Here is a 17,892-nt window from a genome sequence, read left to right as displayed (position 1 = left end):
CGTTATGGCGAAAATACAATTACTTGCCGTTATCTCAATAGATGGCTGTCCGATGAAACTGCATCCCCGGAAGCGGTTGCTTCAAACCGAAGATTACGGTATGGATGAAATACGTGCCAATGCCCTGTATAAGCTGACATCCGACTATTCGGTATCCGTGCTTCAAGAATGGAGGGAGGAAGGTGGAAGCATTTGCCATTTGTTGGAAGTAACTGCCGGGAATACCGAATATGCCAACGGACTGTTACGGATGAACGTGATAGATGAAATCATACTATACGTTGTTCCAACCATCGACGGAAACGGAGCGCATTTTTTCAAGTCAGCACTACCTATGAATGACTGGCGGCTTATGGAGAACAAAACTTATAGGGACGGAGTAATCCGGCTTACCTATCATAAAGAGCCACGGGCATAAAATGTTCAGATTATGAACATCTTGGCGGGATTTCCGTGCTCAGAAAGTGAACACATGTTCAGAATCTGAACACATTTCACAAGGGATGCAATCAAGGATAAAATTATTTTTGAATTTTATCTTTCTGAAAAACAATGTAGTACAATTTTCTCACAATCTTTTCTCGTGTTTAGGGCTATGATTTGCACCATATATCAGTGTGCGCACACTGATAAACAAGTGTAAACCCTCAAAACAGAAAAGATAATGAACCATCTCATACTGGCGGAAACACAGTTTTTCGCCATGATAAACGGAAAAGACAACGGTAGCACGGAAACGGCATACGGCGGATTCGTGCAGGAAGTAATAAACCTGTGCTACGGCGGCAATGATGCCAAGCATATTATTGTGGCGTTGGCTTTTGCCGAAATCGAATTACAGCACCATCCACAGAACTTGTCGGTATCGGAGGAGAATGTCGTCACTGTGTATATCCGCAAGGCGTTATCCTTCATCCGAAAGATGCAGAAGATAGTATCCGCTTCTGCAATTACCTCCGTGCCACCACTAACATCCACATCCGAAACCAAAGCCACAGTCCCAGCCCTGCAATGGACCGGTAATGCCGTCGAGTTGGTAGAGCTAATCTATGCCCTCTACGCCACCGGCTGCATCAATGGCGGCAAGGCTTCGCTGAAAGAGCTTGCCCCTGTCCTCTATTCCTTTTTCGGTGTGGAGTCCAAAGACTGCTACCGCTTCTATACGGACATCAAACGCAGGAAAAGCGACAGTCGCACCTACTTCCTTGAAAAGATGCAGGACAAACTGAACGCGAAGATGCGACATGACGATGAATTGGAGCGGATGAGGAGATAAACGAATGCCAAACAAAGGATAAGCGGCCGGATTATACGGTTTCTTATCCTTCTTCATTTACAATCACTCTATTATCTGCCGGAAAGCCGATTAAAATCATTAACTTTGCAAGTATTAATCAATGACGGATGAAAATAGATAACCTCGAAATATTGAACGGACTGATTGCCGGAGCCGAAGGCGGGACAGTTGAGTTCAAAGAAACTACCGGGCAGTTGGAGCGTGGAATGGAAACTCTTTGTGCCTTCCTGAACGGTACGGGCGGCACGGTGCTGTTCGGTGTAACCGACAAGGGAAAGATTATCGGTCAGGAAGTGAGCGACAAGACGAAGCGCGATATTGCGGAAACCATCAGACGAATCGAGCCGTTTGCGACCATTGATATATCCTATACAGACATTCCGGGAACGAACAAAAGTGTTATAGCTTTATCAGCGGAAGAACAACGATATATGCGCCCGTTCACCTATAAGGGGAGGGCTTATCAACGGATAGAGAGCGTTACATCTGCCATGCCGCAGGGTATATACAACCTGTTGGTTATGCAGCGAGGCGGAACCTATGCTTGGGATTCCATGCAAAATCCCAGCTTGAAAATATCCGACCTTGACGAAACGGCAATCTTGGGCGCAGTACGTGGAGGAATCAGAGGCGGACGTTTGCCGGAAGGTTCTATGCAGGAGGATGTCCGAACCATCCTTGAAAAATTTGACTTGTTGAATGATGGAAAGCTGAACAATGCTTCCGTTGTCCTATTCGGACGAAACTTCTACCATTATCCCCAATGTCTGCTCCGTTTAGCCCGGTTCAAAGGAACGACAAAAGATGAATTTTTAGATAATCAGCGTGTGACAGGCAATATATTCAACTTGCTGGATGCTGCAATGGCATTTTTCTTCAAGCATTTGTCCCTTTCCGGTAAAATTGAAGGTTTGTACAGAGAAGAGGAACTGAATGTGCCATATAAGGCATTGAGAGAATGTTGCATAAATGCTTTTGCACATCGTGTTTACCATCGCCCCGGCAGTTCAGTCGGGATTGCTATCTATGATGACCGCGTGGAGATTGAAAACAGCGGAACATTTCCGCCTGATATTACCATTGAGAAACTGTTGGGTGGCCACAATTCCGAACCACAAAATCTGATAGTAGCCAATGTGCTGTACAAAAGTGCAGTATTGGAGAGTTGGGGACGTGGCATAGCCCTTATGGTAAACGAATGTCGCCGTGTCGGTATTCCGGATCCGGAGTTTCATACCGACGGCAATGCTGTATGGATTGTGTTTCATTATACAAGAACTACAGTAGGACAAGACCCCACAGCAACCCCACAGCAACCCTATAGTAACCCCACAGTAACCCCACAGTTAGGAAAACTGTTGTCTGCTATTGGGAACAACACTCTCTCTGCTAAAGAAATCATGGAGAAAACGGGAATGAAAGATAAAAGGAATTTCTTAAAGAACTATATCCATCCGGCAATAAATTCCGGTTTGGTCCTTTCACTTTATCCCATAGGCTCCAAGAGTCCGCAACAGAAATACTATCTTACTGATAAAGGTAAAGGTTTCCTGCAACAATAACGGGTATGGCTAAAAAGAAGAAACATAAGAATGATGTAAAAACTGATTTACCGATAATCATGGATTATGGTATCGGCAGTATATCCGTTTATGACCCGGCAGACATAATGCCATACAACGAGCCGCCAATTAGCGAACAAATCCGCTTCAAGAAACTCGGCAAAGAGATGAAATCCGAGTTCAAGTGGCTGGTATCTTCCGTAGTGATTGAGTATTGGCAAGAAAACCGACAGATACCTTTCGGTGAAGAAATGTCGAAACTCAGAACCAGACTGTTGAGAATGTTTGCCGAAGAATACAGCATACTGCTTAAAGACGATACAGAACTGAAAAATTATTTGCTGATGCTTGCCATTACCACCATCAACAAGCATCTCAAATCTGAGAATAAAAAGAGGGTGTCAAAACTCTCTTTTTAACAAAATTACCCTTGCTACAGATATCTGTGACAGGGGTAATTTTCATATTTTGGGTGTTTTGACACATCCCCTTTTTCATATATAAAGGAATCTGTTATTTCTGCTGCAACAGGTGTTTCAAGTTTTCATCATTTGCGATACGTTCCAGTTCCTCTTGAACAATCTGCTTCACTTCCTCCTTGATGCGCCTGTAATTCGCCTGAACCGTTTCCTTCATGCGGTCGTTGCCGTCCCCGTCCGTAAAGTCGGTAATGACGGGGATTTTCTTGTAGGCTTTCTCCTCGCGCTTCACCTTCTCGGCATCCACGACAATCTCGCAATGGAAAATCTTCTGCTCGATACGTTCGTTGAAGTTGTCGGATACCGAACCGACAAACATACCCTGCGTCAAGCCGGAAATCTTGCTCGGCGGGATGAGTGAATCCATCTGCGTGTTGATGGAGGTGGAAACATCCTGCCGGTTGATGGAAATGGACTGCCGTTTCTGCAACACCTTACCGAAGCGTTCGGAAAGCGTCTTGGCGGTTTCACCCACCACCTGACCGGAAAAGATATTGCCGACGGTGTTCATCACGACCTTCGCTTCTTTATCACCGTAGTCGCGCACCAACTGGCTGAAATCCTGAAAGCCCAGACACACGGCAACCTTGTTGCTTCGCGCGGTGGCGATAAGGTTGTCCAACCCCTTGAAATAAATCGTGGGCAGCTCGTCGATGATGACCGACGACTTCAGCATCCCTTTCTTGTTGATGAGTTTCACGATACGGGAGTTATACAGACCGAGAGCGGCCCCGTAGATATTCTGACGGTCGGGATTGTTGCCCACACAGAGTATTTTCGGTTCTTCGGGGTTGTTGATGTCCAGCGTGAACTCGCTGTCCGACATCACCCAATAGAGCTGCGGAGAAATCATCCTTGACAAAGGGATTTTCGCGCTTGCTATCTGCCCCATCAACTGCTCCGCAGCCCCTCCGAGCCATGCGTCCATGAACGGAGAAAGATAGTTTTCCAATTCCGGGTAAGAGGTCAGTATCGGGAAAATATCCTCATAGCGGCGGTTCAGGAACTCAATCGCATGGGGGAATGTACAATACTTGCCGTTCTGGAAAATTTTGAGATACCAGATAATAGCCGCGAAAAGGATGATGGGCGATTCTACGAAAAAGTCGCCCTGCTTTTGCACCCAACTTTTATTTAAGTTGAGCATAATGGTGTACGCACTCTCATAAGCGTCCGTAATATCCTCCATGAAGTCCGGGTGAATGGGATTGCAACGGTGCGAACGTCGCGGGTCATCGAAGTTTATCACATAAAACTTCGGTTTCACCTTGTAGCCCTCCGGGTGGTTCAGCAGATGGTTGTATGCTATCGTGGACAAGTCGCTGAATTTGAAGTCGTACACATACATCGAGAAGCCCTTTTCTATCTGCTGCTTGATGAAATTATTTACCACTGCATAGGATTTACCGCTGCCCGGAGTACCCAACACGATGGAAGCCCTAAAAGGATTCACGACATTGATCCAGCCATTGTTCCAACGCTTTTTGTAGTAAAACCGTGTCGGAAGATTGACCGAATACTCGCTTTCGATAAGCCGCGTTTCCTGCATGAAGCTCTCGTTCTCGTTGTTGAACACATCATCCATGAGGTTGTGCTTCAACAGGCGGCTCAACCACAGACCGCCCATCAGCAGGAATACATAGCCCGCACCAACGGCCAGGATATACAGTCCCGTCACCGCCTCCACCGGCAATGGCAGGGCCAGTATCCACCAGTTGAGGAAGAACAGCACGAAGCCCACGGCAAGGACCGCCCAGATTTTCCCCCACGTGATTTTCTCGCCCTTCACGCCCTTTGTCCCCAGACAGGACAGGGCAAGCAGGAGGACGGCAAATAGTTTCGTGTAGAGGATGGAACGGAACAGCCCCGCCGTGCGGTTGAAGTTCATCAGTATCCTGTCCACCACACCGATGTCCACACCCCAGAGCCGTATGGCTTCATAACAGAACCAGTACACGTTCATGACCACTAAAATAATACTCACGGCACGCAGAAAATCCATGATTTTCGCCAATGCCCTCAAATCGTCTTCTTGTTGTGACATACCTTGAAATTGTTTTGATTGTTGATACTTTGTCTGACTGATTACATTCCCAAGCCCTTGCGCTTCTTCTTTTTCTTCCTGCGCTGCATCGCCCGGATGAAGGCTTCCTCCTCGGCGTCCACTGCCGGGCCTTCGGGAGAGAACAAGCCCATGCCGTCCAAGTCCCTTCCGTATTCGGGAGTGGACGGAGCTTGCGTTTCCTCCTGACCCTCCGTGGTAATGAAAAGCGGAACCGGCGGCTGTCCGGCGTATGGCAGCGTGAAGTGTTCCTGCAAGGCGTTGGCGGACAGTTCCCTGCCCATGCGTGAGCCGTTCAACACGCATCCTGTTCGGTGGTCGATGAACGTGGCCCCGTAGATGCGTCCTTCCTCCGTATAGCGCAGCACGGTGTCAATACCTTTCTCCTTGAGTGTGGCAATGAACCTCTCCTTGTCATACGTGCCTTGCAGTACGGAAAGGACGGTGCGCTTCGTCATGTCGGCGAGTTTTCTGTCCTTGATTTCCGTTTTTGAACGGGCGAACTTTCTCTGTACGGCATCATAGCCGACGGACTTCCCGAAGAGCGAGGACTTGAAAGGATTGCCGACCTTGTTGCCACTGTCGTCCGTAACGGAATAGACCAGCCCATTATATTCCCGTCCGCGCACGTTGCCCCGCGCTTCCTCCACCGTCATATTATATAAGGAAAGGAGGGCGCGGTATTCGCCCATCGTCTGGAAACGGTAACGGCGGTTAAGTTCCTTTACCACATTCCCCGCCTGTTTCTTCACATCGCCCGCCAAAACATCCACTTTATGCAGCGGCATATCGGTACGGCGGCTTTTCCGTTCCGCGTCATGCAGCCCGTATTTCCGTTCCAGCTCGCGGGTTATCTGCTTGCTACGGTAAAAGTTGTTTCGGGTGTCTATGCTCCTGCCGTCCCCGTCCACCCGCACCGTCACGATATGCAGGTGGTGGCGGTCTATGTCCTCATGCTTGTACACCATATAGGGCTGGTTGCCGAAGCCCATCTTCTCCAGATACTCCCGCGCGATGTCCTGAAGCTCGGTGTCGGTCAGCATATCGTCGGGATGCGGGTTGAGCGAGATATGCACCACCGGCTTCTCCACCTTCGACCGCACGGGCATCAGGGCGAGGAAGTCCTCCATCGCCCGGCGGATCTCCACCGTTCCCGTACCGTCATTGTAGATGCGGTTGGTCGTCAGCAGCCGCCCTTCCTCCTTGTTGATCTTCTCCCCGTTGTAGGCAAGTGCGCCGTACAACGAGTTTCCTACGCTGATTTTTGCGACCATTTTTCCTGCATCTCTTTAGACAGTTCCACAATCTGGCGGCTCAGTTTCACGAGTTCGACGGTCTGTTGCTCCAGTTTGTAGAGCAACGCCATCGCCTTTTTCTCGGAAAAATGCAGCCTCAGTTCCTTCACGACTTGGTTGTAGTTCGTGCCTATTGCGCGGAATTGCGCATGAAAATCAGATAGCTTGGTGTAGTAATCCACCAGCGTTTTATCCACTTTCAGTACCTTGAACGGTTGCCCGAAGAAGTGCGCCTTCAGGAAAACCGACTTGGCGTAAACGCCCGACTTCTCGAACATGGAGAGGAAACGGTTGTGTTCCTCCTCGCTGAAACGGACGGTGTATCTGAACACCGCCGGATCGAGTTTGGGATTTCTCCCGCCTTTGTTTCTTTTTTTTTCACTCATATTACTTTGGATTTAGCGGTTTGACGGCATAAGCCGCCGCTTCATGGCACAGACACCGTAGGTTTGAGAGGCTTCCCGACTTCGGAGGGTAAGCCCGCCCCCTGCAAGGGCAAGGCGTTTTCCGGGATGCTCAAAATATTTTGAGCGGCTGAAAACATACCTTGCTATGTTCAGGTGAACATAAAAATCCGTCGGGGACGGATTGGGGGGAATGCCTTTCAAACTCCGGGCTGCGCCACCTGCGGCGAACCCTGCCGTTCGGGTGCAAAGTTACGCCCTTAACACAGTATCGGACAGAGGCTTGACCCGGACAATCAGTGTCAACCGGCGCAACGTGCTGCCACTTGCCGGAGAAGTGATACAAGTTCCAAAATATCCTTGTTTATTTGCAGTGTGATTCGGATGTGGGACTGAAAATACACTCCTTCCGCCGGATGTTCGGACAGCAATCCGGACATCAATCCAACCGGCTGAACACGGGTGTACATATTCAGCCGGTTTTCCAAGCACACGTCCATACGGACTGATAAAGGCGTGGGTGATTGGATAGACCGATGAATGCCCGCAGGCACAGCCGGATTAAGGAATGGCGGAATAAATGGAAGCGCGTGCGTATGTATGAATGGCAATACGCTACCGCCACCGGACAGATGTATAACCAAATAAATTATCAGACAAATGAAAGAAGCAACTTATGTGGCAATCTCCACGCAGAAAGGTGGAGCGGGTAAGACAACCCTGACAGTGCTTGTGGCAAGCTACCTGCACTATGTGAAAGGCTATAACGTAGCCGTGGTGGACTGCGATTTTCCGCAGTACAGTATCCATGATATGCGCAAGCGTGACATGAAAGCCGTCATGGAGGACGGGCATTACAAAGTGCTGGCGTATGAGCAACTCAAGCGGCTGAAGAAAAATCCGTACCCAATCAGATGCAGCCGTGCGGAAGACGCGATAAGAACCGCAGAAAATCTGGTAGAAGCGCAGCCCGACCTCGATTTCGTGTTCTTCGACCTGCCGGGAACCATCAACAACGCCGACGTGGTACAGACCATTTCCAAAATGGACTATATCTTCACGCCCATCATCGCCGACCGTGTGGTGATGGAGAGTTCCATCAAGTTCGCCACTGTCATCAACGAACAGATGATAAGCACGGGCAAGTCCGGCATCAAAGGGATTTATCTCGTGTGGAACATGGTGGACGGACGCGAAAAGACAGAACTATACAAGGCATACGACAAAGTCTGTGCCGAGTTCGCCCTGCCCATTCTGGAAACATACCTGCCGGACAGCAAGCGTTTCCGCAAGGAGACAGCGGCAGAACGCAAGGCTGTATTCCGTTCCACGGCATTCCCTGCGGACAAAACGCTGATACGCGGCAGCAACCTTGACAAACTCGCGGATGAGATTCTCGGCATCATCAAAAACTGAATGTCATGGCAAAGAAAACAAGAATCGAGGACATCGACAGCGAAGCCGTAATCAACTCGTTTCGGCTGGACGATACAAGCATTCCACCGGAAGCGAGAAGTACGGGCGGAAACGCACCTTCTCCACCTCCGAAAGAAGAATTACAGACGGTGATTACATCGCCTGCTTCCCGTCCCAAAGAGGAACCGGAACGCAAGCGCAGGAATGGCAAGCCGGAAAAGCAGGATTATGACACGGTATTCATGTGTGGATCCAATATCACGGCAAGGCTCGGCAAGCAGGTATATATCCGCAAGGAGTACCACGACCGCATACAGAAAATGCTCCATGTAATCGGAGGCAACGAGGTGACTATTGCGGCTTTTCTTGACAACGTGCTGACACACCATTTCACGCTGTTCCAAGACGAGATAGCCGAATCGTTCAAACGGCACATGGAATCCTATAATCTATAGAAACAATAAACAACAAAGAAGTATGAAAAGGACAAAGAAGAACCGACAGGCAGACTGCCTGCAAACAGGAAAGAGTGAAAGAACCGCTGCCAGCGCAGCAAAGTGTACAACCGACTACGATCAGGAAAATACCGGCGTTGACTTCCGCAAGGATAAAGGCAGAGACAAACCGCTCTCGACTTTCCTGCAAGCATCGGAAATCAAAACGCGGCAATGTATATACATCAGCCGAGAAATTCATGAGAAAGTCGCTATCGTCGCCAGTCGGATGGAAAACGGCTTGAGCATCGGCAAGTTCGTGGACAACATCCTCCGCGACCATTTCTGGCAATACGGAACGCAGTACATGGAACAGATTGAAAACGCCCAAAAAGTGAAACTATGACAAAGGTGTTTTTAATCGTATCGGTTGCCTGCAACGTGTGGTTTCTGTCCCTGTTGCTCTACGACCGCATCATGGAAGCGAAACTTATCCGTTTCTTCAGACACATTGCCGGGTTGTGGCGGTCATTGGATTGTACGGCGGCAGAGCAGGGAAAGGATAAGGACATGCCTCACGCAGACACCTCGGACATCATTGGTAAGAGCCGTTTCAAGATGGCATCGACCCGGACAACCGCTGCCATACCGGCGCAAGAAGCCGCCACTTCGGAAAAAGGCATTGAGCTGTCGGAGGAAGAGGCTACTTTTGACGACGGAAACACGGAAACCGTCTCACGCCCGACACAAGTACCGGAGGACAAACTCGATGAAACCTTTACGAGCATCCCTCCTTCGGAACTGGAGTACGGAGAGGATGAACTGGAGTACGAAGAACCTGACAAAAAGCAGGCTTCGGGAAGCAGTTTCGAGGATATTGATATGGCTGTACGCACCATACGGAAGGATTCACCGTCCGGTGAGGAAATGCGACACGCCGGAAAGGTCATGACGGAACTGGACGGGACAGAGCTTTATACAAGGATAACGGAACGCCTGACCGATGAAGCGATGAGTGACAGGCTTGCAAAGGCGATGGCTGTTTTCGTGGACACGGTGAACATGACCGTGACGCGACAAAAAGAAAAGGTGTTCGTGATACCTGACAACATAGAGGACTTCGACATCCGCGACTATGTATGACAACCCAAAAAGAACGGACATGAAAAAGTAGAATGACATTACCCACGCGCACGGCGGTACAAGGTACAGCCACCCGCAACGGAGACGCCCAAGTCCGTAGAAACAAACAGGCAACCACTAAACCAAAGTAAAGAAACAAAGTATCAACTGCCCGACAAAGGACCATCCACCCTTTTGACGGCACTAAAACAAGAACAGTTTATGAACAAGAACATCAAGAACGCTTTGAAAAGCAAGAGAACAATCCTTTCCGCGGCACTTATGGTTGCCGCCACCGCCTCCGTATTCGCACAGGGAAACGGTCTGGCAGGCATCAACGAAGCCACCTCTATGGTCTCAAGCTATTTTGACCCAGGCACGAAACTAATCTACGCCATCGGCGCGGTAGTCGGTCTTATCGGAGGCGTAAAAGTCTATGGCAAGTTTTCGTCCGGCGACCCGGACACCTCGAAGACCGCCGCTTCGTGGTTCGGGGCTTGCATCTTCCTGATTGTCGCCGCCACCATCCTGCGCTCATTCTTCCTTTAATAAACAATGTATGGCTGAATATCCGATAAACAAGGGTATCGGCCGTCCGGTCGAGTTCAAGGGTTTGAAGGCTCAGTACCTCTTCATCTTCTGCGGAGGTCTGCTGGCTCTCTTCGTCCTGTTCGTCATCCTCTACATGGTCGGCATCGACCAGTGGGTATGTATCGGCTTCGGCGCGGCATCGTCTTCCGTCCTCGTATGGCAGACCTTCGCGCTGAACGCCCGGTACGGCGAACACGGGCTGATGAAATTAGGAGCGGCAAGGAGCCATCCCCGATACCTTATCAACCGGCGGCGGATTACCCGATTATTCAAACGGCAACGAAAGGAAGAAACGACATGAGAAATACATCCAAAATGACGACACTGGAAAACAAGTTCCCGCTGCTGGCTGTGGAGCATGGCTGCATCATTTCCAAAGACGCCGACATCACGGTGGCTTTTGAGGTGGAACTGCCGGAGCTTTACACCGTGACGGGCGCGGAGTACGAAGCGATACACGGCTGCTGGTGCAAGGCTATCAAGGTGCTACCGGACTTCTGCGTCGTGCATAAGCAGGACTGGTTCATCAAGGAACGCTACAAGCCGGAGTTACAGAAAGACGACATGAGTTTTCTGAGCCGCTCCTTTGAACGCCATTTCAACGAGCGTCCGTACCTGAAACACACCTGCTACCTCTACCTGACCAAGACGACAAAGGAACGTAACCGGATGCAGAGCAACTTCAGTACGCTGTGCCGGGGGCATATCATCCCGAAGGAACTGGACAAGGAAACCGCCGGGAAGTTCATGGAGGCCGCCGAACAGTTCGAGCGCATCATGAACGACAGCGGCTTTGTCAGGCTGCGACGCCTCTCCACCGACGAGATTGTCGGGACGGAGAAGTCCGCCGGGCTGATAGAGCGTTACTTCTCGCTCATGCCCGAAGGCAACACGACCTTGCAGGACATCGACCTCTCGGCAAAAGAAATGCGTATCGGTGACAACCGCCTGTGCCTGCACACCCTCTCCGACGCGGAGGATATGCCCGGAAAGGTGACTACCGACATCCGCTACGAGAAACTTTCCACGGATCGAAGCGACTGCCGCCTTTCCTTCGCCTCCCCCGTTGGTCTGCTGCTCTCCTGCAACCACATCTACAACCAATATGTGATTATCGACAACAGCGAGGAAAATTTGCAGAAGTTCGAGAAGTCCGCAAGGAATATGCAGTCGCTATCCCGATACAGCCGGAGCAACAGCATCAACCGCGAGTGGATAGACCAGTACCTGAACGAAGCCCATTCCTACGGGCTGACATCGGTGCGGGCGCACTTCAACGTCATGGCATGGAGCGATGACGCGGAGGAGCTGAAGCATATCAAGAACGATGTAGGCAGCCAGCTCGCCAGCATGGAGTGCGTACCCCGCCACAACACCATCGACTGCCCGACGCTCTACTGGGCGGCGATGCCCGGCAATGCGGCGGACTTCCCGGCGGAAGAGAGTTTCCACACCTTCATCGAGCAGGCGGTGTGCCTCTTCACGGAGGAAACCAACTACCGCAGCTCGCTCTCGCCCTTCGGCATCAAGATGGTGGACAGGCTTACGGGAAAACCGCTGCACCTCGACATCTCCGACCTGCCAATGAAGCGGGGCATCACCACCAACCGCAACAAGTTCGTGTTGGGTCCTTCGGGCAGCGGCAAATCCTTCTTTATGAACCACCTCGTGAGGCAATACTACGAGCAGGGTACGCATGTGGTGCTGGTGGACACGGGAAACTCTTATCTGGGCTTGTGCGAGATGATCCGGCGCAAGACAAACGGGGCGGACGGCGTGTACTTCACCTACACGGAGGAGAAACCGATTTCGTTCAACCCGTTCTACACCGATGATTACGTGTTTGACGTGGAGAAAAAGGACAGCATCAAGACGCTGCTGCTGACGCTCTGGAAATCGGAGGACGACAAAGTGACGAAGACGGAGAGCGGCGAACTGGGCGGTGCGGTGAACGCCTACATCGAGCGTATCAGGGCTGACCGGAACATCGTCCCCTCGTTCAACACCTTTTATGAATATATGCGCGACGACTACCGCCGCGAACTGGCGGAACGTGAGATAAAGGTGGAGAAGTCAGACTTCAACATCGACAATATGCTCACCACCATGCGGCAGTATTACCGGGGCGGACGCTACGACTTCCTGCTCAACTCCACGGAGAACATCGACCTGCTCGGCAAGCGGTTCATCGTCTTCGAGATTGACAGTATAAAGGAGAATCGAGAACTTTTCCCTGTGGTGACCATCATTATCATGGAAGCCTTCATCAACAAGATGCGCCGTCTGAAAGGCGTGCGCAAGCAACTGATAGTGGAAGAGGCTTGGAAGGCTCTCTCTTCGGCGAACATGGCTGAGTACCTGCGCTATATGTACAAGACCGTGCGCAAGTATTACGGGGAGGCAATCGTGGTGACGCAGGAGGTGGATGACATCATTTCCTCGCCCGTCGTCAAGGAGAGCATCATCAATAACTCCGACTGCAAGATACTTCTCGACCAGCGGAAGTACATGAACAAGTTTGATGCCATACAGTCCCTGCTGGGTCTGACGGAGAAGGAGAAATCGCAGATACTCTCCATCAACATGGCGAACAACCCGTCAAGGCTCTACAAGGAAGTCTGGATCGGGCTGGGTGGCACACAGTCAGCGGTCTATGCCACCGAAGTTAGTGCTGAAGAGTATCTGGCGTACACCACCGAAGAAACGGAAAAAGTAGAGGTTTACCGTCTGGCGGAGCAGCTGGGCGGCGACATCGAAGCCACCATCCGGCAACTTGCCGAAAGACGGAGGAATAAGTAAAAACCGATTCATCAACTAAAAAAGAAAATGCGTATGAGTATATCAAGAACGAAAATGCTGCAAGTCAGCAAGTGTTTAATTGGGCTGGCGGTCATGGTACTGCAATCCTGCGATGTAGCGGACAACCGCCGTGACCAGCTTTGCGGGAACTGGGAGAGCGTGGAGGGAAAGCCCGACGTGCTTATCTACAAGGAGGGCGAAGCCTACAAGGTGACGGTGTTCAAGCGGAGCGGGCTTCGCCGCAAGCTGAAGCCGGAAACCTATCTCTTGCAGGAGGAGAACGGCAACCTGTTCATGAACACGGGTTTCCGCATCGACGTGTCCTATAACGAGGCGACGGACGTCCTGACCTTCTCGCCGAACGGGGACTACGTGCGTGTGACCCCGAAACCGGACCATCCGATAAGCGGAGAATAAATAATGAAAACCACTAAAATCCAAAGTAACATGAGAACAAGAATGACACTTATTATCTGCCTGTGCCTGTTTGCAGTCGGCAGGGCAAGCGCACAGTGGGCGGTGATAGACCCGTCCAACATCGCGCAGAGCATCGTGAACACCTCCAAGAACGTGGTACACACTTCCACGACCGCCCAGAATATGATAAAAAATTTTCAAGAGACTGTGAAGATTTACGAGCAGGGCAAGAAGTATTACGACGCACTGAAATCCGTGAACAATCTGGTAAAAGACGCCCGGAAGGTGCAGCAAACCATCCTGATGGTGGGTGACATCACCGACACCTATGTGACCAGTTTCCAGAAGATGATGCGTGACGACAACTTCACGGTGGAGGAACTGGGAGCCATCGCCTTCGGTTACACCAAGTTATTGGAGGAATCCAACGATGTGCTGACGGAACTGAAAAATGTGGTGAACATCACCACGCTCTCCATGACGGACAAGGAGCGCATGGACGTGGTGGAACGCTGCTACTCCAAGATGAAACGTTACCGCAACCTCGTGAGCTACTACACCAACAAGAACATCAGTGTGAGCTACCTGCGGGCAAAGAAGAAGAACGACCTCGACCGCATCATGGGGCTGTACGGGAACATGAACGAAAGATACTGGTAGCCTATGAATTTCGACAACCTTCACCAGATTCTGCGCTCGCTCTACGAACAGATGATGCCGCTATGCGGGGACATGGCGGGCGTGGCGAAAGGCATCGCCGGGCTGGGCGCGCTGTTCTACGTCGCCTACCGGGTGTGGCAGTCGCTGGCGAGAGCCGAACCGATAGACATGTTCCCCATGCTGCGCCCGTTCGCCATCGGTCTGTGCATCATGTTCTTCCCGACGGTGGTATTAGGCACGATAAACAGCATCATGTCGCCCGTCGTGCAGGGTACGGCAAAGATGCTGGAGGTGGAAACGCTGGACATGAACCGATACCGTGAGCAGAAGGACAAACTGGAATACGAGACGATGATGCGCAACCCCGAAACCGCCTACCTCGTGTCGAACGAGGAGTTTGACAAACAGCTGGAGGAACTGGGCTGGTCGCCTGGCGACATGGTGACGATGGCGGGGATGTATATTGAGCGTGGGATGTACAACATGAAGAAGGGCATCCGCGACTTCTTCCGCGAGATACTGGAACTGATGTTCCAAGCCGCCGCCCTCGTGATAGACACCATCCGCACGTTTTTCCTCGTGGTGCTGGCGATACTCGGTCCGATAGCCTTTGCCATATCGGTGTGGGACGGCTTCCAAAGCACGCTCACGCAGTGGATATGCCGCTACATACAGGTCTATCTGTGGCTGCCCGTGTCGGATATGTTCAGTACCATACTGGCGAAGATACAGGTGCTGATGCTGCAAAGCGACATCGAACGGATGCAGGCTGATCCGAACTTCTCGCTGGATTCGAGTGACGGGGTGTATATCATATTCATGATAATCGGCATCATCGGCTACTTCACCATTCCAACGGTGGCAGGCTGGATTATCCAAGCCGGAGGCATGGGAAGCTACGGCCGCAACGTGAACCAGACGGCGGGACGAGCCGGAAGCATGGCGGGCAGCGTGGCGGGTGCAGCCGCAGGAAACGTGGTCGGACGTGCCGGGAAACTGCTGAAATAATCAACTGACAATTAAAAACGAATAAACAACAATGGAATTTAAGTCACTCAAAAACATCGAATCATCGTTCAGGCAGATACGCCTGTTCGGTATCGTCTTCCTCTCGCTGTGCGCCGTGATAACGGTATGGAGCGTGTGGAGTTCCTACCGCTTCGCGGAGCGGCAACGGGAAAAGATTTACGTGCTGGACAACGGCAAGTCGCTGATGCTGGCTCTCTCGCAGGACTTGTCGCAGAACCGTCCGGCGGAGGCAAGGGAACACGTGCGCCGCTTCCACGAGCTATTCTTCACGCTCTCTCCCGAAAAGAGCGCGATAGAGCATAACGTGAAACGCGCCCTGCTATTAGCGGACAAAAGCGTGTACAACTACTATTCGGACTTTGCCGAGAAGGGGTACTACAACCGTATCATCTCCGGGAACATCAACCAAGTACTGAAGGTGGACAGCGTGGTGTGCGACTTCAACGGCTATCCCTACCGTGCCGTGACCTATGCCACGCAGAAAATCATCCGGCAAAGCAACGTCACCGAACGCAGCCTCGTGACCACGTGCCGCCTCTTGAACTCGTCCCGTTCGGACGACAATCCCAACGGTTTCACCATAGAGGGATTCACCATTATCGAGAACAAGGATTTACAAACCATCAAAAGGTAACGGACATGAAGAAAATCAGGAAATCATTTTGGCGTGCGTACTGGAAGCTCCACGACAAAAAGAAAATGCTGGTGGCAAGGCTCAAAGGCTATCTGGACGGTTTACCCCCGAAGACACGCAGGCGCATCGTGCTGGCGATGCTCGCCGCCTTCGCGGTGCTTGCCATCTACACCTTCGGCAAAGCCGTCTATGACATCGGCAGGAATGGCGGCAACCGGATAGTAACAGACCATGCCGGACAGGTGGGACTGTCCGTAAAGCCGTAAAACAATCACAACGTAATACCTTATTTATATGGAACAGACGAAGAATGAACCTAAAAACGAAAACAAGGCGGCTCCCGACAATGGGAAACCGAAGAAGGAGCGCAAGCCGCTGACCGAAGCCCAAAGGCTGAAACGTCAGAAAATGATAGTGCTGCCCGCTATGGTGCTGGTATTCATCGGGGCTATGTGGCTGATATTCGCCCCGTCTTCCGACAAGGAACAGCAACCGGGAACGAGTGGTTACAACATCGAAATGCCCGACGCTGACAAGGCGAACCGCCAGATCATCGGCGACAAGGCGAAAGCATACGAGCAGGGGGCGATGGAGGAACGGCAGGAGAACCGCAGCCGCACCATGCAGGAACTGGGCGATATGTTCGACCGAGAGGTGGCGGAAACGGACGGTGGCAGGGACTTCGACCTTGCCAATCCCGGAGGAACGGAAGAGAACGTGAAATCCGCCCCGAAGACCATCCAGTCTTCCGCAGCCGCCTATCGCGACCTCAATGCCACGCTCGGCAACTTCTATGAACAGCCGAAGAACGACAACGCGGATATGGACGAACTGTTGGAGCGCATCGCTTCGCTGGAATCGGAACTGGAAAGCGAGAAAGGCAAGGCGTCCGCTGTGGATGACCAAGTGGCACTTATGGAGAAGTCCTACGAACTGGCGGCGAAGTACATGGGTGGACAGAACGGCACACAGCCACCTGTCGGACAGGCGGCAGAGCCTTATCCAGTGCAGAAAGCCGGAAAGGACACGGCAGCACCTGTCAGGCAGGTGGCGCATCAGGTGGTGTCCTCGCTCTCACAGCCGATGAGCATCGCCGAATTTGTCGCCTCCTTCTCGCAGGAGCGCAACCGCAGTTTTAATACGGCGGTGGGTGTCACGACCGTGTCGGACAAGAACACCCTGTCGGCGTGCGTCTATGGGGCGCAGAGTGTGACGGATGGGCAGGCTGTCAAACTCCGGCTGCTGGAGCCGATGGCGGTAGCGGACAAAATCATCCCCCGTAATGCGGTGGTGATCGGCACGGCAAAGATTCAGGGCGAACGGCTTGATATTGAAATCACGTCGCTGGAGTACGCGGGTACGATTATCCCGGTAGAGCTGGTGGTGTATGACACGGACGGGCAGCCCGGTATCTTCATTCCCAACTCTATGGAGATGAACGCCGTCAGGGAGGTTGCCGCCAACATGGGCGGCTCGCTGGGCAGCAGCATCAATATCTCCACCAACGCAGGGGCGCAGCTCGCCTCCGATTTGGGTAAAGGGCTGATACAAGGAACCAGCCAGTATATCGCTAAGAAGATGCGTACCGTCAAGGTGCATCTGAAAGCCGGGTACAAGGTCTTGCTCTATCAGGACAGGAATTGAAAAAAGAAAAAGTAACAACAATCCAATTTTTATTTACCACTAAAATC

21 protein-coding genes are annotated in these 17,892 nt (G+C 51.5%); 17 read left to right on the top strand and 4 right to left on the bottom strand.

The genetic code is table 11. The features are described from left to right. Positions 1–4 precede the first annotated feature (4 nt). From HMPREF9441_RS00245 to HMPREF9441_RS00230, 4 genes are all read left to right on the top strand, one after another. On the top strand, positions 5–418 hold the full coding sequence (locus HMPREF9441_RS00245; protein ID WP_004315319.1) for a hypothetical protein: 414 nt from the start codon (positions 5–7) through the stop codon (positions 416–418). 246 nt (positions 419–664) lie between these two features. Next, positions 665–1,276 carry an RteC domain-containing protein gene (locus HMPREF9441_RS00240; RefSeq protein ID WP_004315320.1) on the top strand — a complete coding sequence of 204 codons (612 nt, stop codon included), beginning with the start codon at positions 665–667 and terminating at the stop codon, positions 1,274–1,276. Positions 1,277–1,404: 128 nt separating this feature from the next. Then, positions 1,405–2,859, top strand: coding sequence for an ATP-binding protein (locus HMPREF9441_RS00235; RefSeq protein ID WP_004315321.1), 1,455 nt, complete (start codon positions 1,405–1,407; stop codon positions 2,857–2,859). A 5-nt stretch (positions 2,860–2,864) separates the two neighbouring features. Continuing rightward, the gene (locus HMPREF9441_RS00230) at positions 2,865–3,278 is read left to right on the top strand and encodes a hypothetical protein (protein WP_005776215.1); all 414 of its coding nucleotides are present in this window, start codon (positions 2,865–2,867) and stop codon (positions 3,276–3,278) included. 94 nt (positions 3,279–3,372) lie between these two features. Here the strand turns inward: HMPREF9441_RS00230 and mobC are convergent, their stop codons facing one another. The 4 genes from mobC to HMPREF9441_RS00210 form a co-directional block, all read right to left on the bottom strand. Further along, positions 3,373–5,382 carry a conjugal transfer protein MobC gene (gene mobC / locus HMPREF9441_RS00225; protein ID WP_005776214.1) on the bottom strand — a complete coding sequence of 670 codons (2,010 nt, stop codon included), beginning with the start codon at positions 5,380–5,382 and terminating at the stop codon, positions 3,373–3,375. A gap of 41 nt (positions 5,383–5,423) precedes the next feature. Continuing rightward, positions 5,424–6,674, bottom strand: coding sequence for a conjugal transfer protein MobB (gene mobB / locus HMPREF9441_RS00220; RefSeq protein WP_008616535.1), 1,251 nt, complete (start codon positions 6,672–6,674; stop codon positions 5,424–5,426). Next, positions 6,653–7,081 (bottom strand): conjugal transfer protein MobA, encoded by a 429-nt coding sequence (gene mobA / locus HMPREF9441_RS00215; RefSeq protein ID WP_005776212.1) that lies wholly within the window; start codon positions 7,079–7,081, stop codon positions 6,653–6,655. The genes mobB and mobA overlap by 22 nt, the downstream gene beginning before the upstream one ends. A 270-nt stretch (positions 7,082–7,351) precedes the next feature. Then, complete coding sequence (locus tag HMPREF9441_RS00210) at positions 7,352–7,531, bottom strand: hypothetical protein (RefSeq protein ID WP_087943176.1); 180 nt, start codon at positions 7,529–7,531, stop codon at positions 7,352–7,354. A gap of 228 nt (positions 7,532–7,759) precedes the next feature. Between HMPREF9441_RS00210 and HMPREF9441_RS00205 the strand changes: the two genes are divergently transcribed. The 13 genes from HMPREF9441_RS00205 (at position 7,760) to traM (ending at position 17,845) form a co-directional block, all read left to right on the top strand. Next, positions 7,760–8,515: a ParA family protein gene (locus HMPREF9441_RS00205; RefSeq protein WP_004315325.1), complete on the top strand. Its 756-nt coding sequence runs from the start codon at positions 7,760–7,762 to the stop codon at positions 8,513–8,515. Between the two features lie 5 nt (positions 8,516–8,520). Continuing rightward, on the top strand, positions 8,521–8,970 hold the full coding sequence (locus tag HMPREF9441_RS00200; protein ID WP_004315326.1) for a DUF3408 domain-containing protein: 450 nt from the start codon (positions 8,521–8,523) through the stop codon (positions 8,968–8,970). Next, positions 8,963–9,355, top strand: a complete 393-nt coding sequence (locus tag HMPREF9441_RS00195) for a DUF3408 domain-containing protein (protein ID WP_326979452.1) — start codon at positions 8,963–8,965, stop codon at positions 9,353–9,355. Before HMPREF9441_RS00200 ends, HMPREF9441_RS00195 begins: the two co-directional genes overlap by 8 nt. Next, positions 9,352–10,092 carry a hypothetical protein gene (locus tag HMPREF9441_RS00190; protein ID WP_004315328.1) on the top strand — a complete coding sequence of 247 codons (741 nt, stop codon included), beginning with the start codon at positions 9,352–9,354 and terminating at the stop codon, positions 10,090–10,092. The genes HMPREF9441_RS00195 and HMPREF9441_RS00190 overlap by 4 nt, the downstream gene beginning before the upstream one ends. Positions 10,093–10,293: 201 nt before the next feature. After that, positions 10,294–10,620 (top strand): DUF4134 domain-containing protein, encoded by a 327-nt coding sequence (locus HMPREF9441_RS00185; RefSeq protein WP_008616533.1) that lies wholly within the window; start codon positions 10,294–10,296, stop codon positions 10,618–10,620. Between the two features lie 10 nt (positions 10,621–10,630). Next, complete coding sequence (locus HMPREF9441_RS00180; RefSeq protein WP_004315126.1) at positions 10,631–10,963, top strand: DUF4133 domain-containing protein; 333 nt, start codon at positions 10,631–10,633, stop codon at positions 10,961–10,963. After that, the gene (locus HMPREF9441_RS00175; protein ID WP_008616532.1) at positions 10,960–13,461 is read left to right on the top strand and encodes a TraG family conjugative transposon ATPase; all 2,502 of its coding nucleotides are present in this window, start codon (positions 10,960–10,962) and stop codon (positions 13,459–13,461) included. The genes HMPREF9441_RS00180 and HMPREF9441_RS00175 overlap by 4 nt, the downstream gene beginning before the upstream one ends. 33 nt (positions 13,462–13,494) lie before the next feature. Then, complete coding sequence (locus HMPREF9441_RS00170) at positions 13,495–13,878, top strand: DUF3876 domain-containing protein (protein ID WP_004317750.1); 384 nt, start codon at positions 13,495–13,497, stop codon at positions 13,876–13,878. 30 nt (positions 13,879–13,908) lie between these two features. Further along, on the top strand, positions 13,909–14,538 hold the full coding sequence (locus tag HMPREF9441_RS00165) for a DUF4141 domain-containing protein (RefSeq protein ID WP_032811226.1): 630 nt from the start codon (positions 13,909–13,911) through the stop codon (positions 14,536–14,538). A gap of 3 nt (positions 14,539–14,541) precedes the next feature. Next, positions 14,542–15,546 carry a conjugative transposon protein TraJ gene (gene traJ, locus HMPREF9441_RS00160; RefSeq protein ID WP_008616530.1) on the top strand — a complete coding sequence of 335 codons (1,005 nt, stop codon included), beginning with the start codon at positions 14,542–14,544 and terminating at the stop codon, positions 15,544–15,546. Positions 15,547–15,577: 31 nt separating this feature from the next. Then, complete coding sequence (gene traK, locus HMPREF9441_RS00155; RefSeq protein WP_004314861.1) at positions 15,578–16,201, top strand: conjugative transposon protein TraK; 624 nt, start codon at positions 15,578–15,580, stop codon at positions 16,199–16,201. Positions 16,202–16,206: 5 nt separating this feature from the next. Then, complete coding sequence (locus tag HMPREF9441_RS00150; protein ID WP_004314859.1) at positions 16,207–16,467, top strand: TraL conjugative transposon family protein; 261 nt, start codon at positions 16,207–16,209, stop codon at positions 16,465–16,467. A 28-nt stretch (positions 16,468–16,495) separates the two neighbouring features. Next, positions 16,496–17,845, top strand: coding sequence for a conjugative transposon protein TraM (traM, locus tag HMPREF9441_RS00145; protein WP_008616529.1), 1,350 nt, complete (start codon positions 16,496–16,498; stop codon positions 17,843–17,845). Positions 17,846–17,892: the final 47 nt, after the last annotated feature.

The organism is Paraprevotella clara YIT 11840, assembly GCF_000233955.1.
GTDB lineage: Bacteria > Bacteroidota > Bacteroidia > Bacteroidales > Bacteroidaceae > Paraprevotella > Paraprevotella clara.
Note: the sequence above shows the minus strand (reverse complement) of the source record. Positions and strands in the feature narration are given on the sequence as shown.